General features: G+C 59.8%; 17 protein-coding genes. 6 read left to right on the top strand and 11 right to left on the bottom strand.

Annotated features, from left to right (window positions below; translation table 11 throughout):
• Window positions 1-20 precede the first annotated feature (20 nt).
• The 8 genes from ACOTTU_RS21690 to ACOTTU_RS21655 form a co-directional block, all read right to left on the bottom strand.
• Window positions 21-1,070: a glycosyltransferase gene (locus tag ACOTTU_RS21690; RefSeq protein WP_425661110.1), complete on the bottom strand. Its 1,050-nt coding sequence runs from the start codon at window positions 1,068-1,070 to the stop codon at window positions 21-23.
• A 5-nt stretch (window positions 1,071-1,075) separates the two neighbouring features.
• A complete protein-coding gene (locus ACOTTU_RS21685; protein WP_425661108.1) occupies window positions 1,076-2,449 on the bottom strand; it encodes a phosphomannomutase in 1,374 nt (457 codons plus the stop codon).
• A gap of 18 nt (window positions 2,450-2,467) precedes the next feature.
• Window positions 2,468-3,334: a glucose-1-phosphate thymidylyltransferase RfbA gene (gene rfbA, locus ACOTTU_RS21680; RefSeq protein ID WP_425661106.1), complete on the bottom strand. Its 867-nt coding sequence runs from the start codon at window positions 3,332-3,334 to the stop codon at window positions 2,468-2,470.
• A 13-nt stretch (window positions 3,335-3,347) separates the two neighbouring features.
• Entirely contained in the window at window positions 3,348-4,196 is an 849-nt protein-coding gene (gene rfbD, locus ACOTTU_RS21675) for a dTDP-4-dehydrorhamnose reductase (RefSeq protein WP_425661104.1), read from the bottom strand.
• Window positions 4,193-5,233 (bottom strand): dTDP-glucose 4,6-dehydratase, encoded by a 1,041-nt coding sequence (rfbB, locus tag ACOTTU_RS21670; protein ID WP_425661102.1) that lies wholly within the window; start codon window positions 5,231-5,233, stop codon window positions 4,193-4,195. The genes rfbD and rfbB overlap by 4 nt, the downstream gene beginning before the upstream one ends.
• A gap of 4 nt (window positions 5,234-5,237) precedes the next feature.
• Window positions 5,238-5,801 (bottom strand): dTDP-4-dehydrorhamnose 3,5-epimerase, encoded by a 564-nt coding sequence (gene rfbC / locus ACOTTU_RS21665; RefSeq protein WP_298922066.1) that lies wholly within the window; start codon window positions 5,799-5,801, stop codon window positions 5,238-5,240.
• A gap of 62 nt (window positions 5,802-5,863) precedes the next feature.
• Complete coding sequence (locus tag ACOTTU_RS21660) at window positions 5,864-7,588, bottom strand: bifunctional sulfate adenylyltransferase/adenylylsulfate kinase (RefSeq protein WP_298922067.1); 1,725 nt, start codon at window positions 7,586-7,588, stop codon at window positions 5,864-5,866.
• A gap of 100 nt (window positions 7,589-7,688) precedes the next feature.
• Window positions 7,689-8,429 carry a glycosyltransferase family 25 protein gene (locus ACOTTU_RS21655; protein WP_425661099.1) on the bottom strand — a complete coding sequence of 247 codons (741 nt, stop codon included), beginning with the start codon at window positions 8,427-8,429 and terminating at the stop codon, window positions 7,689-7,691.
• A gap of 213 nt (window positions 8,430-8,642) precedes the next feature.
• Between ACOTTU_RS21655 and ACOTTU_RS21650 the strand changes: the two genes are divergently transcribed.
• From ACOTTU_RS21650 to ACOTTU_RS21630, 5 genes are all read left to right on the top strand, one after another.
• Window positions 8,643-10,028 (top strand): oligosaccharide flippase family protein, encoded by a 1,386-nt coding sequence (locus tag ACOTTU_RS21650; protein ID WP_425661097.1) that lies wholly within the window; start codon window positions 8,643-8,645, stop codon window positions 10,026-10,028.
• On the top strand, window positions 10,025-11,230 hold the full coding sequence (locus tag ACOTTU_RS21645; protein ID WP_425661095.1) for a glycosyltransferase family 4 protein: 1,206 nt from the start codon (window positions 10,025-10,027) through the stop codon (window positions 11,228-11,230). Before ACOTTU_RS21650 ends, ACOTTU_RS21645 begins: the two co-directional genes overlap by 4 nt.
• Before the next feature lie 96 nt (window positions 11,231-11,326).
• On the top strand, window positions 11,327-12,166 hold the full coding sequence (locus tag ACOTTU_RS21640; protein ID WP_298922071.1) for a 2OG-Fe(II) oxygenase: 840 nt from the start codon (window positions 11,327-11,329) through the stop codon (window positions 12,164-12,166).
• A gap of 54 nt (window positions 12,167-12,220) precedes the next feature.
• The gene (locus tag ACOTTU_RS21635) at window positions 12,221-12,910 is read left to right on the top strand and encodes a polysaccharide deacetylase family protein (protein ID WP_298922072.1); all 690 of its coding nucleotides are present in this window, start codon (window positions 12,221-12,223) and stop codon (window positions 12,908-12,910) included.
• Window positions 12,907-13,740: a glycosyltransferase family 2 protein gene (locus ACOTTU_RS21630; protein WP_425661092.1), complete on the top strand. Its 834-nt coding sequence runs from the start codon at window positions 12,907-12,909 to the stop codon at window positions 13,738-13,740. Before ACOTTU_RS21635 ends, ACOTTU_RS21630 begins: the two co-directional genes overlap by 4 nt.
• Here the strand turns inward: ACOTTU_RS21630 and ACOTTU_RS21625 are convergent.
• Together ACOTTU_RS21625 and ACOTTU_RS21620 are read right to left on the bottom strand one after the other, a co-directional pair.
• Window positions 13,737-14,996, bottom strand: coding sequence for a glycosyltransferase family 4 protein (locus tag ACOTTU_RS21625; RefSeq protein ID WP_425661090.1), 1,260 nt, complete (start codon window positions 14,994-14,996; stop codon window positions 13,737-13,739). The genes ACOTTU_RS21630 and ACOTTU_RS21625 overlap by 4 nt on opposite strands.
• 65 nt (window positions 14,997-15,061) lie before the next feature.
• A complete protein-coding gene (locus tag ACOTTU_RS21620) occupies window positions 15,062-16,456 on the bottom strand; it encodes a hypothetical protein (RefSeq protein WP_425661088.1) in 1,395 nt (464 codons plus the stop codon).
• Window positions 16,457-16,832: 376 nt separating this feature from the next.
• On the opposite strand from ACOTTU_RS21620, the gene ACOTTU_RS21615 reads away from it, so the two are divergent.
• Window positions 16,833-18,431: a hypothetical protein gene (locus tag ACOTTU_RS21615; RefSeq protein WP_425661086.1), complete on the top strand. Its 1,599-nt coding sequence runs from the start codon at window positions 16,833-16,835 to the stop codon at window positions 18,429-18,431.
• Window positions 18,432-18,528: 97 nt separating this feature from the next.
• Here the strand turns inward: ACOTTU_RS21615 and ACOTTU_RS21610 are convergent.
• Window positions 18,529-18,741: hypothetical protein (locus tag ACOTTU_RS21610; protein ID WP_425661084.1), on the bottom strand; the 213-nt coding region annotated here is incomplete at its 5' end.

Below are 18,741 nucleotides of genomic sequence, written 5' to 3'. Positions count from 1 at the left end.
CCGACAATCCACCTCTTCAGCTAGATAAAATGCGAAAGGGTCAACGACAAGAGTGCATGAATGCGGTGTCTGAAGCTCAGTTCTTTCATTCGTGCAAACGCCGAAAGAGCGGTTCTGTCGCGGCGCCGTCTCGCTGCCTTGATCGACGCATTTGCAAAACACCGGATAATCTGGGGCGCGTGATCGGCGCCAAAAAGCGTTTCGACCTTTTGCTGTGCCCAATACCAATCCTCCAGCGTGTCCATGCCCATCGTGTCCCACTTGAACGTGGACCAACACTTGGAAGGGATGTATTTCGCCACAACTTCCGCCACGAGGGTAAATTGGCGACGTGACACCCGGTGCACATTTGTGTCGTGCAAACGATAAAGCCAAAGTGCCTCGGGATCGAAATGAAAGCGCATACCAGTCCGGATCATTTCGTTGAATATCCGCATTGAAAACGCATAGTCGTCCGCGACTAGATTAGTATCGAAGCCACCCATGCGTTCGGTAATGTCGCGGCGCACCACCATGCCCTGCAGGTTGATGCGAGAGACCTGAACATGCAGGTGATCCGTCAGCATGCGCTGGGGATCTCCGGTTTCTAAGATTGAGAGCATCCCGCGCAGATAGATGTTCTGCAACGGCATGGTGGGGTCTGCCGCAAAGGGAATCGCGCGCGGTAGCATGAAGGCAATATTTGAATTTGCCTCTAGCATTTTGATCGTGCGACCCAGGGGAAAAGCGGGGCCCAGCATGTCGTCGCCGGACATGAACATGATGTAGTCCCCACGTGAAGTATCCAACAGTGTTTGCAGGTTACCGGAGATATGGCCACCGCTGTTTTCTTGTTGAATAAATTCAATTGGTTTTGACGCGTTTGCGATGAAGCTTGTGACCCGTGCGGCAGTTGCGTCTGATGACCCATCATCCAGCACCCAGATTTTCAGGGCGGGATAGTCGAGGGCGGCCAAGCTTTCCAGACAAGCTTCAATAAAATCCTGCTGATTATAGGTTAAGACCACAACTGCGACGGAAGGGAGGCCAGCGCCGTTTTTTGGTTGGTCAGATGCGGAGAGTTTTGCCATACCTGTCACAATGCTCGTGCGAGCTGCGCCAAGGCTGTAGCAAGCAGGGTTTCCCCGGAATTCATGTCCTTTGTTTCGACATAGAGCCGTAGTTCAGGAGCGTTGCCGGAAGGGCGGATGTGGATCACATCACCGTCTGTCATTGTCATGCGCAGCCCGTCTGTCAGGTCCATGACGCGTTCTGTTTTGCCGAGAAGGGCCAAAAATCCGGCACGCGCTACGGGATCGTTTTGCCATTGATCCAGCAGCGCGCGGCTTTTTGCCTGTTCTACGTTCTGTAACCGGTCGGCGACCGTGACGATGGGCGGTTCCTTGGCGACGCGGGTGGCGATGCCTCCGTCGCGGCTGGCATAGAGCACGGTCAGGATGGGCAGGGTGCAGTCGCGTGTGACCAGCGGTGCCAGCACGCCCGCAGGTCCTCGTGCTTCGAACCCCAGCAGGAAACCACCATTGGCCTCATAGCCCACGACGGCCCCTTCGGTCGCCTCCATTGCCGCGATGACATAAGGCGAGCCGATCTGCGTCAGATGTACCTCTCCGAAGTTTTTCATTGTCACCCCGCTGTTCGACGAGATCGGTGTGGCAATGACCTCGGCCCCCAGGGTTTCCGCGGTGATCTGGCCCAGGATGTCACCGGGGATCACGCGCCCGCTCTCATCGGCCAGCAGCGGGCGGTCTGAATCGCCATCCGTGGAGACCAGCGCATCCAACCCGTGTTCCGCGACCCAGAGCCTGATCTGATCGCGCACGGTTGGGTCCACCGCTTCGGTATCCACGGGGATGAAACTCTCCGAGCGGCCCAGTTCAATGACCTCAGCGCCAAGTGCGGTCAGAATCCGCGCCAGAACATCCCGGCCCACGGCACTATGGGCGTAAAGCCCGATGCGTTGACCGGTCAGAGCGTCCGTTCCGAAGGCCTGCACATAGCGCGCGATGTAGCGATCATTGGCGGTACCGTCTTGTTCCAGCGCGCCAGCGGCGGTGTCGGGTGCAGGGACTTGCCCAAGATGCGCCAGGATCGCGACCTCATCCGCCTTGCTGATCTCGCCTGCACGCACGTAGAATTTCAACCCGTTGCGATCCGCCGGGATATGGCTGCCCGTGACCATCACCGCGCCGCCGTCCACCGCCTGTGCAGCCAGCGCCAGCGCCGGTGTGGGCACCTCACCGCAATCGATCACCTGGGCTCCTGCGGCCCGGGCGGCGGCAATCACGTCATCCGCAATGCGGGGTGAAGAAGGTCGCAGGTCCCGGCCGACACAAAGCACACCGCCGGTATCACAGGCGGCCAGAAAGGCCTGCACATGGGCCGTGATCAAATCGGGGGTCATGCTCGAGACCAACCCGCGCAGACCGCTTGTGCCAAATTTGACGGACATGATGTGTTTCCGACCTTGTTAGAGCTTGCTCAGATAGGTGCCATAATCATTCTTGGCATATTTTTCCGCTTCGCGGTGCAGGTCTTCGCGGCTGATCCAGCCCAGTTCAAAGGCGATCTCTTCGGGGCTGCCGATTTGCTGGCCCTGACGCTGCTCGATGGTGCGTACGAAGTTGCCCGCATCCAGAAGGCTGCCATGGGTGCCGGTGTCGAGCCAGGCATAGCCGCGGCCCATCCGCTGCACGGTCAGGGTTTCCTCGGCCAGGTACATCTCCAGCAGGGTGGTGATCTCCACCTCGCCGCGGGCCGACGGTTTGACGCTACGCGCCTTGGCCGGAGCCGTGCCATCGACGAAATAAAGACCCGTCACCGCGTGGTTCGAGGGCGGCACCTTGGGTTTTTCGATGATGCCGCGCACCACGCCATTGTCGTCAAAATCCACCACGCCGTAGCGTTCTGGATCAGCCACCTGATAGCCAAAAACGGTGGCACCTTGCGGTTGCGCATCAGCAGCAGCCATCAGGGCCGGCAGGCCCTGACCAAAGAAGATATTATCGCCCAACACCAGGGCTGAGGGCGCGCCATCCAGGAAATCTTCGGCCAGAATGAAAGCCTGCGCCAGCCCGTCCGGTGAGGGCTGCACGATATACGTCAGCGAAATGCCCCATTGCGACCCATCCCCCAGCATGCGCTGGAACTGCGCCTGATCCTCGGGCGTGGTGATCATCGCAATCTCGCGGATATTCGCCAGCATCAGCACCGACAGCGGGTAGTAGATCATCGGCTTGTCGTAGATCGGCAGGAGTTGTTTGGAGACCCCCAAGGTGATCGGATAAAGCCGTGTGCCCGAGCCGCCCGCCAGAATGATGCCTTTGCGCTGTGTCATCAGAAACTCCTTGTTAGGCTCTGTTCAGATCCGCCAGTACCGAGGCCAGCCCTGTGCGCCAATCCGGGCGCTCGATGCCGAAGGTGGCAGCCGTTGTGCTGCAGTCGAGGCGTGAATTCAGGGGGCGCGCAGCCGGGGTGGGATAGTCAGAGGTCGAAATGTCGGTCACATCCACCGCCAGAGCAGCTTGGGCGAAGATTTCGCGTGCGAAATCGGCCCAGCTCACATCCGGGGCTCCGCTGAAATGATAGGTTCCGGTTTTGGTCGCGTCTTCTTTCAGCGCCTGTGCCATGGTCATGCAGGCGGCGGCGATATCGCGCGCCGGCGTCGGCCCCCCGATCTGGTCACCCACGATGCTCAGGCTGTCACGCTCTGCGCCGAGGCGCAGCATGGTCTTGGCAAAGTTGTTGCCATGGGCGGAAAACACCCAAGAGGTGCGCAGGATCGCATGTCTGCCCCCGGCCCCGGTCACTCCGCGCTCACCGCCAAGCTTGCTTTGCCCATAAACGCCCAGAGGACCTGTCTTATCCTCTGGCCGCCACGGCGTCGTGCCGCCGCCCGCAAAGACGTAATCGGTGGAAATATGCACAAAGGGCAGGTCGCGCGCAGCAGCGGCAGCCGCCATCGCCGTGGGCGCCATGGCGTTCACGATCATCGCGGTGTCACGGTCGTCCTCGGCCTTGTCGACAGCGGTGTAGGCGGCGGCGTTGATCACCGCATCTGCGTCGGTTTCGGCAATGATCGCTTCGCAAGTCCCGGGATCGGTCAGATCCGCCTGATCACGGCCCAGACAGGTGACCCCGTCAAAGCGCGCCAGTTCCGTGGCCACCTGCCCGGTCTTGCCAAAGACGAGAACCCTCATGTTTTCATACCCAACCGATCACCAACACCTGCGCGATCCTGCAAGGCGCGCCACCAGTCCTCATTGTCGAGATACCATTGCACGGTTTTCTCCAGGCCTTCTTCGAGAGTCACCGAAGGCCGCCAGCCCAGTTCCGTGGCAATGCGCGTGGGATCAATCGCATAGCGCAGATCATGGCCTGGACGGTCGGTCACAAAACGGATCTGGTCTTCATAGGGACTGTTTTTTGGACGCTTCTCTTCGAGAATACGGCAAATCATTCGCACGATATCGATGTTTTTCGCCTCGTTCTCGCCGCCGATATTATAGCTGCGCCCCAAAGTGCCTTTTTCCAGCACGGTGAGCAGGGCATCGGCGTGGTCCTCGACATAAAGCCAGTCGCGCACGTTCTCGCCCGCGCCATAGACCGGGATGTCCTTACCCGCCAGCGCGTTCAGGATCACCACGGGGATCAGTTTTTCGGGGAAATGGTAGGGCCCGTAGTTGTTGGAGCAATTCGTCATCACCACCGGCAACCCATAGGTCTCGTGCCAGGCGCGCACCAGATGATCGCTGGCCGCCTTGGAGGCGGAATAGGGCGAGCGCGGGTCGTAAGGCGTGGACTCAGTAAACTGCCCGGTTTCGCCGAGCGAGCCGAACACTTCATCGGTGGAGATATGATGGAAACGGAACCCCTCCGGTTTGCCCTGCGCGGTCCAGAAACTGCGCGCCGCTTCCAGCAGCTGATAGGTGCCGGTGATGTTGGTTTCGATGAAATCGCCCGGCCCGTCGATGGACCGGTCCACATGAGATTCCGCGGCCAGATGCATCACCGCATCGGGTTTATGGGCGGCAAATATCCGGTCCAAGGCGGCACGGTCGCGGATATCGGCTTGTTCAAAGGCATAAGACGGGTTGTCCGCGACAGAAGCCACATTTTCCAGACAGGCGGCATAGGTCAGCGCATCGAGATTGACGACCTCATGCCCGCGCGCGATGGCCTGGCGCACCACGGCAGATCCGATGAAACCCGCCCCGCCGGTGACAAGTAATTTCATGGGATTATCCTTCATAGACAAAGGGGCTGTCGAAATTGGCCAACCCTTTGGCGGCGGCGTCTTTTTCAGACAAAATAGGCTCTAAACCGCCCAAACCCCAGTCGATACCAATTTCCGGGCAATCAAAATGCACGGCCCCGTCACAGTCGGGCGCATAGTAATCGGAGCATTTATAGATGATCTCTGTCTCGGGCACCCGGGTCGCGAACCCGTGCAGGAACCCGGTGGGCACCAAAATCTGCTTGCCGTTTTCAAAGCTCAACTCTGCGCCGATCCATTGACCATAGGTGGGGGAGCCGCGCCGGATGTCGACGACCACATCAAAGAAGGCGCCGCGCCCGCAGCGCACCAGCTTGGCCTGCGCATGAGGCGGCGATTGGAAATGCAGGCCGCGCACAGTGCCGACCTGCATCGACAGGGAGTGGTTGTCCTGCACCCAGTCATACTCAAAGCCCTGCTCTGCCATCGCGCGGCGGCTCCAGCTTTCGCTGAAAAAGCCACGGGCATCGCCAAAGCGTTTGGGCTCAAGAAGGAAAACCCCCTCCAAGGCTGTTTTTTCAATCTGCACCCGCTTCCCTCCGATCGGTCCCCTGATTGCAATACACGGGCTTTTGCGAGATTAAAATCGCCTCACGCGGTCGTTTTGCCGCTGATCAGGCCCATGCTCTCGAGTTTGAGCAGTACCTGATGGGCGCAGTTGTCGACCTCGACGTTTTCGGTCTCCACGCTCAACTCGGGGTTCTGGGGTACGTCGTAGGGATCCGAGATGCCGGTGAACTCCTTGATTTTGCCCTCGCGCGCCAGCTTGTAGAGCCCCTTGCGGTCACGGCGCTCACATTCCTCGATGCTCGTGGCCACATGCACCTCGACAAAGGCCCCGAAGTTTTCGACGTCCTCGCGCACGGCCCGTCGGGTGGTAGCGTAAGGGGCAATCGGTGCGCAGATGGCAATACCGCCGTTCTTGGTGATCTCGCTGGCCACATAGCCGATGCGGCGGATGTTCAGATCGCGGTGTTCCTTGGAGAACCCAAGTTCGGAGCTGAGGTTTTTCCGCACGATATCGCCATCCAGCAGCGTCACCGGACGCCCGCCCATTTCCATCAGTTTGACCATCAGCGCATTGGCAATGGTGGATTTGCCGGACCCGGAAAACCCGGTGAAAAACACGGTGAACCCCTGTTGGTTGCGCGGCGGGCGGGTACGGCGCAACTCACTCACGACCTCCGGGAAAGAGAACCATTCGGGGATCTCCAGACCCTCCTGCAAACGGCGGCGCAATTCGGTACCCGAGATGTTGAGGATGGTGACGCTGTCTTTATCCTTGATCTCGTCCATGGGTTCATATTGCGCGCGTTCCTGCACCCAGACCATATGTTTGAAGTCCACCATTTCGATGCCCATCTCGTCCTGATGCGCGCGGAACATTTCCTGTGCGTCGTAAGGGCCGTAGAAATCCTCGCCGGCAGAATTCTTGCCCGGGCCTGCGTGATCCCGACCCACGATGAAATGCGTGCAGCCGTGGTTCTTGCGAATGAGCCCATGCCAAACCGCCTCGCGGGGGCCGGCCATGCGCATCGCCAGGTTCAGCAGCGACATTGATGTGGTGGCGGCGGGGTATTTGTCCAGCACCGCCTCATAGCAGCGCACGCGGGTGAAATGATCCACATCGCCCGGCTTGGTCATGCCGACAACGGGGTGGATCAGCAGGTTGGCCTGGGCTTCGCGGGCGGCCCGGAAGGTCAGCTCCTGATGCGCCCGGTGCAGCGGGTTGCGGGTCTGAAAGGCCACAACCCGGCGCCAGCCAACTTTGCGGAAAAAGGCGCGCAGCTCGTTGGGCGTATCGCGGCGGGCGCGGAAATCGTAATGCACGGGCTGCTGGATGCCGGTGATGGGGCCGCCCAGATAGATTTTGCCCGCCTGATTATGCAGGTAGTTGACCGCCGGGTGGGCATCGTCATCCGCCCCGAATACTTTTTCGGCTTCACGCGCCTTGTTGGGCTCCCAACGGTCGGTCACGGTCATGGTGGCAAGGATCACGCCTTCCTGGTCGCGCAGGGCAATGTCCTGGCCGATCTCAAGGGTTCCGGCAAACGCCTCATCCACGTCCAGTGTGATTGGCATTGGCCAGAGTGTGCCATCCTCAAGCCGCATGGTCTCGACAACGGAGGTATAATCGGCCTCTGACAGGAACCCTTTCAGCGGGTTGAAGCCACCGTTCATCAGCAGCTCAAGGTCGCAGATTTGGCGCGGGCTCAAATCCCAGCTGATCAGGTCGCCCGCTTCCGCTTTGAGTTTCTGGGCGGACTCGTAGGAAACATAAAGCTCGGGGACCGGGGTAAGATTGGGGACAGGCATGGAAAACTCACTCAAATTAGGTCATGGCATTCCCCCCAAAATGCCGCTTCATGCCCTTTAACGTGTCCCGCGCATAACCTTCAAGACGCGGTAAAGAGTTTTACCGGGAGATGCGGTTTTTGAGACGCCGCAACAAGCCGAGAAACGGCAGACTGTCCTTCCATGACGGGGATGCGATGTCTGATCTGGAGGCGCGCTGCACCACATATTGCCGGGGGGTGATAACGGTCAGCCGCTCCGGATGGTCGCGCCTGAACCAGCTATAGGCGCCATCAACATGCATCGGGCCTCCGTCGGGATGGCCTGCCGGTCTGGACATCATGCGTTCGAAATAATCGATCAGCGGTGTCAGGGCCTGCTGGTGAATGAGCATTGCATGGGTGGTCTCAATGCCAACATCGCTGGGCAGTTCACGCCAGTGCCCGGTGCGCGCAAGATCAGGCCCCGGCATGCGCGCGGCGTCAATGCGGTGCCCCAGATAGGCCAGCGACCACTCGGTGGTGACCAACTCATTCATCACCGAGGCCACCTGCGTCAGGCAGTCGGGGGTGATGGCGGCGTCATCCTCCAGGATCAGGATTATCTGGTGCCCGGCGTCGCGGGCCTGTCGCAACACCCCCAGATGGCTGAGAAAACATCCCCTGGCCCCGATGGAGGGGAAAGTCCCGGCGGCATCGGGTTTGACGGCTGCAAAGAACGTCACAAGAGGGCTTTGGGCATCAAGACCGATCCGACTGAGTTCAGACAGCATTTCGCGACGGCGGTCGGGACGGCTTTCAAGGTTTATGACGTAAAGCTTGTCGACCTTGGGCAATACGCTCTCTTCAATCGGGTTCGTCATTGTCAAATTCTCGCTTCCCGGGAAGGCCCCTGATGGGTGTGGGTGGGATCACCCGATCATCCGGGGAGTGCGTGGACATTCTTACCCGTGCGCTCTAAGAGGAAAAAGCCTGTAAACCTCAAATAGTGGTCGAATTTTTGTATAGCGCTCAGTTAATTATAACGTTTGCGGCCCAAAATGGCTGTCTCAAAGGGCGGGAATCCGGTTGAGACTATGACATTAGATTCGAACCTGAGTGACAAACGCCCTGATTTTCGCCGTAAAATCCTGAACTCAGCCAAGCTTTCCAGCCTTAAATTCATGTCCGACATCGGCTTGCGGCTTGTGTCGACAGTTGTGCTCACCCGCCTGCTGACCCCCGAGATTTACGGGGTTTTTGCCATCGTCCTGGTCTATCTCTATCTGCTGGAGATGTTTTCGGATCTGGGGATCCGGTCTTTGGTTCTGACCAAGGAGGGGGAGGTCGAGGATGATTTCCTGCGGACCTGCTGGACCGTCACCATCCTGCGGGGGCTGCTTATCGCGCTGATATCCGTGGCCATTGCCGCGACCATTGGCCTGATGCAGGCGCAGGGGATCTTTGCCAGCGATAACCCCTATTCCGCAGAGGTTTTGCCCTGGGCCATCGTGGCGCTGGGTGCCACGGCATCCCTTGTCGGGTTCCAGTCCCCCATGGCTTTCGTCAGTGAACGCAAAATGGATTTCGGGCGGGTGACATGGGTGGCGATCGTGACCAATGTCATCGGTCTTGTCGCAACCGTGGCCCTGGCATTCTACCTGCGCTCGATCTGGGCGCTGGTGCTGGGAAATGTTGTCAAATCCTGCACCCAGGTTGCGCTCAGCTTCCTGGTGTTCCGGGGCCCGCCCATGCGCCTGCACATGAGCCGCGAATACCTTGGCATCGTGATCGGGCGTGGCAAATGGATCATTGGGCATTCGATCCTGACGGCTTTCTCGCAATCGGCCGACCGCCTAGTGCTGGGGTTTGTGATGACCTCCTCAACCTTCGGGTTCTACTTTATCGCCCGCCAACTGGTTGATCTTGTTTTGCGGTTCCTGATGTCCATCGACGCGCAGATGGGGTTGCAGGTGTTCACCCATCTGCATCAATCCGCCACGGCGGAGTTCCGGCGCAATTACTACCGCTACAGGCTCTTTTTTGACGCGCTTGCAGGGCTCAGCACGGGCGGGCTGATCGTCGTGGCGCCTTTGCTGGTCAGGATCGTCTTTGACGACAGGTACCAGGGTGTGGCCCCAATCGTTCAGACCCTGATCTGGGGGGTTCTTCTGGTGGGGCCGCTGCTGTTGCGCTCGGCTTTCAGTGCTGAACGCCGCTTCAAGGAGATGACCCTTTTGAGTGTTGTATCGGTCCTGACGCTCTGGATCGGGTTGGGCGTTTCGATTTTCATCTTCGATTCCGTGAACATCGCCTTGTCTGTCATTGCGCTGCATCGGCTTCCCGAAGCCATGGTCTGCACCCTGTGGGGCGGAGATCGGGATTGGGTGGTGATCTGGCGTGAATTCATCGGTTTTGGTTTTTGCGTGGTTGGCATGCTGGCAGGCTGGGCGGTGATACTGCTTTGGAATGCCCTGATATGACGGCGTCCGGTCGCATCGGTCTTTTCACCCCCGGCTGGCCCGGGCAGAACACGCCGAACGGGATTGCGACATCGGTCTACCATCTGGCCATGGGCCTGCACGAGATAGGGCAGACGCCGGTCATCATCGCAGAACATATCGACGGAGCCGTGCCAGCAGATATTCCGGTGATCCATATCCCGCAGCTTGACTGGCGGTGGCAGGACCGTCTGCGCGCAAAACTGGGGTCTCCGGACGCCGGTCACTGGTACCGGTCACGCAATATTGCCGCAGCCGTCCGTGAGGCGATCGATACATATGCGCTGAATGCCGTGATCATCGAAGAAACCAACGGGTGGGCCGGCATGGTTCAGAGCCTTGTTCCCGTGCCCGTCATCATCACGCTGCATGGTCCATGGGTGCTGCACAAAGCCTTGCAATCGGTGACCGATACCAAGGGTGATCAGCTGCGCGAGAGCCGTGAAAACCGCGCTTTTGGCCTTGCGGCAGGGCTTATTTCGCCGTCACGTAACGTGCTGGATGCAATGGAAAAAGCAGCGCCTCTGCCGGATATTCCAAAGAGTGTTCTGCCCAATACCCTGCCAGCGCAGACAGATGAGCCCCCGTCAGCGGCGCTGGAGCCGCGGGATATTCTGTTCATTGGCCGTTTTGACAATCACAAGGGCGGCGACACGGTGCTTGCCGCCTTCACGCGCCTGATCGACACACACCCGCAGGCCCGCCTGACCTTCGCCGGGGTTGATAAAGGGGTCCGCGGGAAAGACGGGTCGGTCGTTCACATCGAGGCGGCCCTGGCGGCCCTGCCAACGGCGGTGCGCGCCCGCATCACCCACAAGGGACCGGTGGACAGAGAAGAGGTCGCCGAACTGCGCGCCGGGCATGCCATTGCCCTCATTGCGTCGCGCTATGAAAACCTCAACTACACCTTGTTGGAAGCCATGGCTGTGGGACAGGCGATTGTCTGTACAGCGGTTGGTGGCCCTGCCGAGGTGCTGGAAGACGGGCAGACGGCCCTTCTGGTGCCACCCGATGACCCCGACGCGATGGCGGCCGCCCTTGGGCGGTTGATGGATGACGCGACCCTGGCCCGGCATCTGGGGGCCACGGCCCTGGCCCGGCTGGAGAGCGATTTCAACCCCGCGATCATTGCCGCGCGGACGAAAGCTTTCGTTGAAACCGTGCTGGCCCGCGGCGCGCCCTGACAAACCCGCCCGGGTCCGGGTGCGCCATTTTGAGGCCTTGGAAATGCCCGATACGCAGGCTAGAAGACACTGTATTTAAAATAGTGAGAGCCCGTTATGACAGACCCAATTTTGCCAATTGATCCCGGGACCCTGACGCTTGATACGGCCGCTGCAAAAACGGTGGGGAAAGGCTACGCTGAAAAATACCAAAGCGGTCAGCCCTATCATCACATCTGCATCGACAACTTCCTGCCGATGGAAGTGATCGAGGGAGTCAGGTCTGACCTGGCCGGTCTGCCTGCTTCCGAGCGCAGCTTTGACGCGGATCAGGAACGGTTCAAGTCGCAATACAGCCCTGACCGTCTGCCGGATTACAGCCGCCATCTCTTTCAGGCTTTCAATTCACGCGCCTTCATTTTCTTTCTTGAAGAGATGACCGGGATCAAGGGGCTGATCCCTGACCCCTATTTCATCGGTGCGGGCATTCACAAGACGCTGACAGGGGGCCATCTGGACATCCACGCGGATTTCAACGTGCACCCGCATATGCGCGTGGAGCGCCGGCTCAACGTGCTGATCTACCTCAATCCGGAATGGAAAGCGGAATACGGCGGCTCCTTTGAAATCTGGGACAAGGAGATGACCCAGAAAATGGCCAGCTTTGCGCCGACCCAGAACCGCATGTGCTGTTTCTCCACCGGCTCTGATACGTTCCATGGCAACCCGGAACCGGTGAACCATCCCGATGGGGAACCGCGCCAGTCGATCGCGCTTTATTACTACACCGCCACATGGGATGCCTCGCGGCGGGAACATTCAACGCTGTTCAAGCCCCGTCCGGGCAGCAGCGATACCTCCGAGGCCCGTGCGCGCCGACACGCAATGCTGCAGGAGACCCTGCCGCCCTTCCTGTTCCGACGCGTGATCAGGAGGCTGGAAAAAGTTGGCTTCTGACGCAGCAGGCGGATGCCCCCTTCTTCGGGAAGAGAACCGCCTTCCTCAGGCACAGTGACCGCGGCCGCGCGCCCGGTCATTATCCTGCACGGGATAGGGGCGCCACAGCGCCCTCTGGAGCCGGGCGAGGAGGTGTTCTGGCTGTCGCAGGCGCAGTTTCTCGCGGTGTTGGACGATATTGAGAAAATGGGTCCCGCCGCGCCGCTCATCACCTTTGATGACGGGAATGCCTCTGATCTGGCGATTGCCCTGCCGGAACTAGAACGGCGCAATCTGAAAGCCACCTTCTTCTTGCTCTCCGGCCGGTTGGGCCAGCCGGGTTCCCTGACAGAAGCCGATGTGACCACCCTTGCACAGGCCGGTCATCCGATTGGGCTTCATGGCTGTGACCATGTGGATTGGCGGGGTCTTGATGCACAGGCCCGCAAGCGCGAGTTCATCACGGCCCGGGAAAAACTGTCTGATCTTGCCGGTCAGAAGATTGAGACGGCGGCCGCCCCTTTCGGTCTCTATAACAGGCAAACCCTGCAGGATTTACGCGCCTTGGGGTTCCAGGCGCTTTACACAAGTGATCGTGGCCTGGCGGGGGAGCATTTCATCCGACCGCGCAATTGTCTGGAAGGCGGGATGACCGAGGCGCGTTTTGGCGAAGCGCTGCGGGGCCATGTCAGGCCGACGCGCCGGGCGCGGCGGTTCCTTGGCGTTGCCCGTAAACGTTTGCTGCCGATCAGGACACGGTCATGATCTCGGTCATCATCCCGGCCAACAACGAACAGGGCTACATCGGGACCTGCCTGGACCTCATTCTGCGCTCAAGAGCGCCAAAGGCGGGTCCGGTTCAGGTGGTTGTGGTGGCAAACGGGTGCAGCGATGCCACCGTTGCCGAAGCGACGGCCCTGACCCCGGCCTATGCGGAGAAAGGCTGGCAACTTGATGTGCTGGACCTTGAGCAAGGCGGCAAGATCAATGCGCTGAACGCAGGTGACAGGGCGGCCCGCTATGACAAACGGGTCTATATTGATGCCGACATTCATGTCACCGAAGACCTGATTGCCCAACTGGCCCAGGCGTTGGACCGATCCGGGGCAGCCTATGCGGGCGGGCGTCCGCAGATCCGGCCTGCGAGATCCTTCATCTCGGAGCGATATGCGCGGTTCTGGGAAAAGCTGCCCTTCATGGCAAGCGGTGTGCCGGGCTGCGGGGTCTATGCGCTTAATGCAGCAGCACGTGCCCGGTGGGGGGATTTCCCCGACATCACGGCCGATGATACCTTTGTGCGGTTCCATTTTGCCGCGGATGAGATGTATGGGGTACCTGCCACATATTCCTGGCCGATTACCGAAGGGTTTGCCAATCTTGTCAGAGTGCGGCGCCGTCAGGATCAGGGGCTGGAGCAGATGCGCCAGCAACTTCCGGAACTTGCCAGCCGAATGGAGCGCACCGCACCGGACGGGCGGGAAAAACTGCGGCTCTTTTGTCGGGACCCGCTGGGGTTTGTGATCTATTCCGCCGTTGCCGTGACGGTGCGCCTGCCGATCTTTCGCAATCGCAGCACATGGGACCGCGGGCGTTAGTCTTTGGCCTGTTCGGGAACCGGGCGCAGGCTGTCCCCTGCCGTGCCTTCAAACAGCGCCTTGAGCCAGATGGCTTCCTGATCGATGTCAAATTCGGCGCAGACCTTGGCGCGCCCGGCCTCTCCCATCTGCTGCCGCGCCCCAGGGTCGGCGGCCAGATCGATCATCACCTCTGCCAGCGCCGCAGCATTGCCCGGGGCCACCATCCGGCCCGAGATACCATCCTCCACCAGTTCAGCGACCCCACCGACACGGGTGGCAATCACCGGACGGCGCGAAACCATGGCTTCCATCAGCGCCACGGGCACGCCTTCGGCAAAGGACGGCAGCACCAGAACATCCGCCTGTCCAAGGGCTTCGGCAACCTCGCTTTGGGATTTATAGCCCAACACGTCGATGCCCCCGATGCGCCCGGCATTTGCCTCGACCCATTCCCGGTCCTGACCATCGCCAATGACCGTCAGGGTGATATCAGGCTGCGTGGCCCGGGCCGCTTCAAAAGCCTCAAAAAGCACCCTTAAACCCTTAACAGGGTCTAATCTGCCCACAAACAGCAGCCGCATGCCGGAACTTGCCGGGGCAGCGCTGTCGGCATAACGCGCCGGCGTCACCCCGCAATGCACGATCCGCAGTTTGTGCCAGTCACCCGGGTCGGAAAACAGCATCACCTGACTGCGGGCGAAATGGCTGATGCATACAACAAGGGCTGCACGGGCAACCTTCTCGCGCATATGCCAGCTTTCGGGGGCAAAAAGCTCGGTGGGGCCATGCAGGGTGAAACTATAGGGGATATCGGCCAGTCCCGAAGCCAGCATCGAAACCGTGGCACTGGAATCCGCAAAATGGTTGTGCAGATGCGATATCCGGTTCTGTTGCAGGTAGCGCGCCAGCACCCCTGCTTCCAGAAAGTAAAAGAGCTGCCAGATCATGCCTTTCGCACCCGGCCGGTTGGTGCGCAGCGCCAGTCTGAGAGTTTTCAGCCAGCGCCCCGGCGCGTGCAGGAACAATGCTGCATGGGCGCCCAGAAGGTGCAGCGGGTTCTTTGCAGCAGCCAGCACATAGAAGGTTTCGTCGCGTGCGGCTTCCTCTTCGGGACCGATCAGTTCGATGGCATCGGGTTTGCGAATGGACGTAATGGCAATCTCTGATCCCAGCGCACGCAGGGCGGCAATCTCGCGCTGAATGAACGTATGCGAGGCCAGCGGGTAGACACCGGTCAGATAGGCGAGGCGGAAGGGGGAAGGATCCTGGGTCATATCAGGGGTTTGGTGTCACGCTTGCCACACTCTGGTCAATCGCTAAAACCGGGTCAAAGAGAGCCTCAGTTCCCCCGATAAAGCGCCAGGCGATCAATCCGTGCTTCGATCATGGCCAGCATTGCCTTGTACTGCGGGCTGTCGACGTCTCCGAACCGTGCCTTGAATTCTGCCTCGGGCATGATCTGGGGAATGCCGTCAAAGGGCACGATGACATCTTGCTCAGCACTCATCCGCTCCAGCAGGGAGGGCCAGGCATCAATCGGGGCTGCCATCAGCACATTAGACATCCGGATGCCGGAGAGGTTGGCCGCCAGATCGGTAAAGTCGAACCCCCCTGCCCCTGAAATGATGTCATGCAATTCCTTGAACTCCCCGATGGAGACCGCAACGCCGGTGTTGCTGGCGGCTTGCAGTGCGGCTGAGGTGATGAAATGGCGGCGGCTGTCGATCCGGCCGTTGAAGGTGACATCATTGCAGTGCGTCGACCATTCTCCGGGCGCTGTCGCCGTATCGAAGGCAAGCCGTCCCACGATCATCGCGAAATCCTTTGCGCCACAGGCTTTCGCCAGCCCGAACACGGCGGCCGTATAGGCGTTTGGCAATGTCTCCGGGGTGCTGTTTTCAAGGGCCGCCTGCAGGGCGAACCGCAGATAGGGCAGCAGGCTGCCAGTCTCGCTCAAGGTGCCTTGTTCAATCGCCTCGCGAATACGCTGGTGATAGGCTTCGATGACGTCGGGTGCGGGCATTTCCCGGCCCCGCAGGGTTCCAAACGCACCCCGCATCACCCCATTCTTGCCCACATCGTCCAGATCGATACGGAACGCCAGAACGTCGCCTGTGATTTTCATTGCCGTGGCGGCCTCCAGGACCTTATCCCCGAACCGATGGCCAATGCCGATGTTCGCCCCGGTCCGGGCCACCGCGATGGCCAGGGCGGGGGGCAGATCGGTTGCGCCAACGGTAATGCGGGACAAGGAAAACTGCTGCTCGAATTCTGGCACACGTCCCGAAATATTGAGCCACTTCTGCCCACGCCACCAGGGCACCGGCATGGAAATCTCGCCCAGTACCTCGGAGGCGTCGATTGTTACACGCCCCCGAAAACCGTCGATGAAACGCGACCCAAGCCGAATGGCACTGTTCAACTGCGCGGCATCGGCACGTAAAACGGTATTGCTTTCCTGCCCTTCCCCTGCAGCGGCGCGAATGTCGCGCACAAGTTGCCGGGTGGCGACAACATCCTGTGGTGAGGGCGGCGCAGAGGCCTCAAGGATCGGCGTGTCCTGTAAAAAGAGAGGCCCCACCGCAAGGGCCAGCGCCAGCATGCCAACAACCAGCAGCATCAGGATTGTGCGCAGCAACCACCACATCAGGATCGGCTCGGAGCGGGCGCTGACCGGGCTCGGGCATATGGATCGGTGTCTTCGCGCGCGTGCCAGCACGGCGCATGCAGGCATTCTCTGGGGCTCTGTGTCACTGACAGGTTTCCAAACATATTGACCACGACATCCGGCAGACTTTCACATATCGCACACCGGGCTCAGGCATTGTTTTATTGCCCGCAGTCATATCGATGGCAAGGCCCGGAGAACAGCCTATGCCGGATGTTAATCTTCGCCCAGGAAAACCGTTGAAAAACGCAGAGGGCCTGGGCCAAAAGCCGAAATTGCACAATTTCCTGATCTGGATTACTCAACGAGAACCCTTGGGGAAACCTGACCGGAGAGCGGCCCCGAAAAGAAGAACTGGAGCGGTAGGGATGATCAAACTGACAGGGCTCACGCTCTCTTCTCTGTGTCGGCAGGCGGGCCGCGCTCAAAGGGGCGCTTTTTCATGACGCTGGCCAGATTTTGCCTTGCCGCCGTTTTCGGATCGACCCTGCTGAATTATTTCGTCAGCCTGACCGATGCGCAATGGGACTGGGACATTAACCACATGATGTACTTTGGCCAGAGGCTGCTGGCCGGGGAGCTGCACTGGACAGTTGAGTTCGATGATAAACTGCCGGTCAATCAGTTCCTTTTTGCCATCCCTGCGGCCCTGGACAGCTTCCGGGCCTGGCAAGGCCTGTCGCTGATCGCCATGGCTGGCGGTGCCTGGGCCGTTTGGTGGATCATCCGGGAATTGCTGCGGCACCTGCCGCAACTGCCCGGTCAGATCGTTGGGCTTTGCGCCCAGATCGGTGCGGTTGCAACGCTTGCTGGCTTTGCGTTTTCCCCCGGGGGGATCACACATATCAATCCGCTTGCCGCCTCTGCAGGGATCGGGGCGATCGCGCTTCTGATGGCTGCGTTTCGCGCCGAACAAGGCGGAGAGAGACCCCGCATCTGGCTGTTCGTGCTGTCGGCTGTCTGTGCCAGCATCGCAATCGGTATCCGGCCGTATTTCCTGCTGGCTCTGTGCACTTCTGCGTTCTGGGTGACCCTGCGCTGCCGCCCCTCTTCACAAGGCAGGGTGGCGGCTGTCATCTCTGCTGCTGCGTGGGTTGCAACAGTGGGCCTGATGGGGGTTCTGACCAACGTCCTGCCTTATGTTCTTATCGGGAAAATGCAGGTTTTCTGGGATGGGCTGTCGGTGCTGCGTCAGGAACTCATCCCGCAATCCGTGCTGAGCGTGGTCAGAGAGCAGCATAGCCAGTTCACCGATATCATGTTGCCGGTCTTCCCGATGATCACCCTGGCCTCCGTTTCCGTATCGGCCCTTGCCCTTTTTGCGCTGTTCACAGGGCGCGGGCGCGCAGATGCTCTGAAAGAAGAGGGCGTTGCCGGGCTGTGGCGCGATGTGGTGGTCGTTGCCGTGCTGCTGCCGGTGCTTATCGAAATCATGATCCTTTCCAAGCACTTCTGGCCCCATTACATGCAGATGTTTGTGCCCTTTCTTGCGGTGGGGGCAGGTGTTTTTGCCGCCCAGCTCTGGCGGGGACCGCTGCAGGCGCCGCATAATGCAGGGGTGCTGAAAATAGCCATCGTGCTCTTGGTGCTTGTCCCTTTATGGCGGGTCACCCTGGATCAGGCAAAATGGATTGCCCGCGGGGAAAATTACAGCGCGGAACGCGACAGCCTCTCGCAACAGATCGCGGGCTTTCTGGAGACACAGCCCGAAGGCGCCCGCGATTTTCTGGTGCCGCGTCTGATGTATGAGCATTGGCGCCTGGGAGAGCCGCGGCACGGATTTGTGCATGCGGCCAATACTGATTTTATCACGCCGAAAAACTGGTGGGCGGATATTGCCTCTCCGGAGAGTTTTGAACTGCCCCGGAACCTTCAGGAATATTGTTCCATGATCGACAGGAAGGGCCCCAGTGTCTTGGTCAGCAGTGAAGCGGGCGGCATCCGGGACTGTCTTCGAAGCAGCGCGGTCTATACTTTATCTGACTTTCGCAGTCCGGCATCGGAGGATGTCGTCATGTTTTTGCGAAGAGCCGGTCAATAAAAGAAAGCAGCAGGCCAGATGCCTGCTGCTTTCCGTAGTTCGCGATCCTGATCCGAAACCATGGCCCCGGTGCAGGGCCTGATCTCAGCAGGCTTTGTTACACATCCTCAAGCACGGTGTCCTCTTCGGCATCCGGCAGGCGGGCTTCTTCGGAAAGAACCGGCTGCCCGTCGGTCAGTGTGGCCCAGAGTTTTGCCGCGTCAAATGTTGGATCGTCACTGCCTCCCAGATCCTGAACCCCGTTGAAGGGAACATTCCCGTAGGCCCAGTGCCCGTCCTGTCCGACGGCGACATTGTCGTCGAGGAAGAC

Source organism: Roseobacter sp. EG26, from assembly GCF_049830555.1.
Lineage (GTDB): Bacteria > Pseudomonadota > Alphaproteobacteria > Rhodobacterales > Rhodobacteraceae > Roseobacter.
This window is presented reverse-complemented; position numbering and strand designations above follow the sequence as displayed.

Coding starts and splice junctions, on each gene's coding strand:
- ACOTTU_RS21660 (WP_298922067.1), bottom strand. CDS start 7,588: ATGCCTGTCCCCAATCTTACCCCGGTCCCCGAGCTTTATGTTTCCTAC.
- ACOTTU_RS21645 (WP_425661095.1), top strand. CDS start 10,025: ATGACGGCGTCCGGTCGCATCGGTCTTTTCACCCCCGGCTGGCCCGGG.
- ACOTTU_RS21640 (WP_298922071.1), top strand. CDS start 11,327: ATGACAGACCCAATTTTGCCAATTGATCCCGGGACCCTGACGCTTGAT.
- ACOTTU_RS21625 (WP_425661090.1), bottom strand. CDS start 14,996: ATGACCCAGGATCCTTCCCCCTTCCGCCTCGCCTATCTGACCGGTGTC.
- rfbB (WP_425661102.1), bottom strand. CDS start 5,233: ATGAAATTACTTGTCACCGGCGGGGCGGGTTTCATCGGATCTGCCGTG.
- ACOTTU_RS21630 (WP_425661092.1), top strand. CDS start 12,907: ATGATCTCGGTCATCATCCCGGCCAACAACGAACAGGGCTACATCGGG.
- ACOTTU_RS21615 (WP_425661086.1), top strand. CDS start 16,833: ATGACGCTGGCCAGATTTTGCCTTGCCGCCGTTTTCGGATCGACCCTG.
- ACOTTU_RS21655 (WP_425661099.1), bottom strand. CDS start 8,429: ATGACGAACCCGATTGAAGAGAGCGTATTGCCCAAGGTCGACAAGCTT.
- rfbA (WP_425661106.1), bottom strand. CDS start 3,334: ATGACACAGCGCAAAGGCATCATTCTGGCGGGCGGCTCGGGCACACGG.
- ACOTTU_RS21685 (WP_425661108.1), bottom strand. CDS start 2,449: ATGTCCGTCAAATTTGGCACAAGCGGTCTGCGCGGGTTGGTCTCGAGC.
- ACOTTU_RS21690 (WP_425661110.1), bottom strand. CDS start 1,070: ATGGCAAAACTCTCCGCATCTGACCAACCAAAAAACGGCGCTGGCCTC.
- ACOTTU_RS21620 (WP_425661088.1), bottom strand. CDS start 16,456: ATGCCTGCATGCGCCGTGCTGGCACGCGCGCGAAGACACCGATCCATA.
- ACOTTU_RS21650 (WP_425661097.1), top strand. CDS start 8,643: ATGACATTAGATTCGAACCTGAGTGACAAACGCCCTGATTTTCGCCGT.
- rfbD (WP_425661104.1), bottom strand. CDS start 4,196: ATGAGGGTTCTCGTCTTTGGCAAGACCGGGCAGGTGGCCACGGAACTG.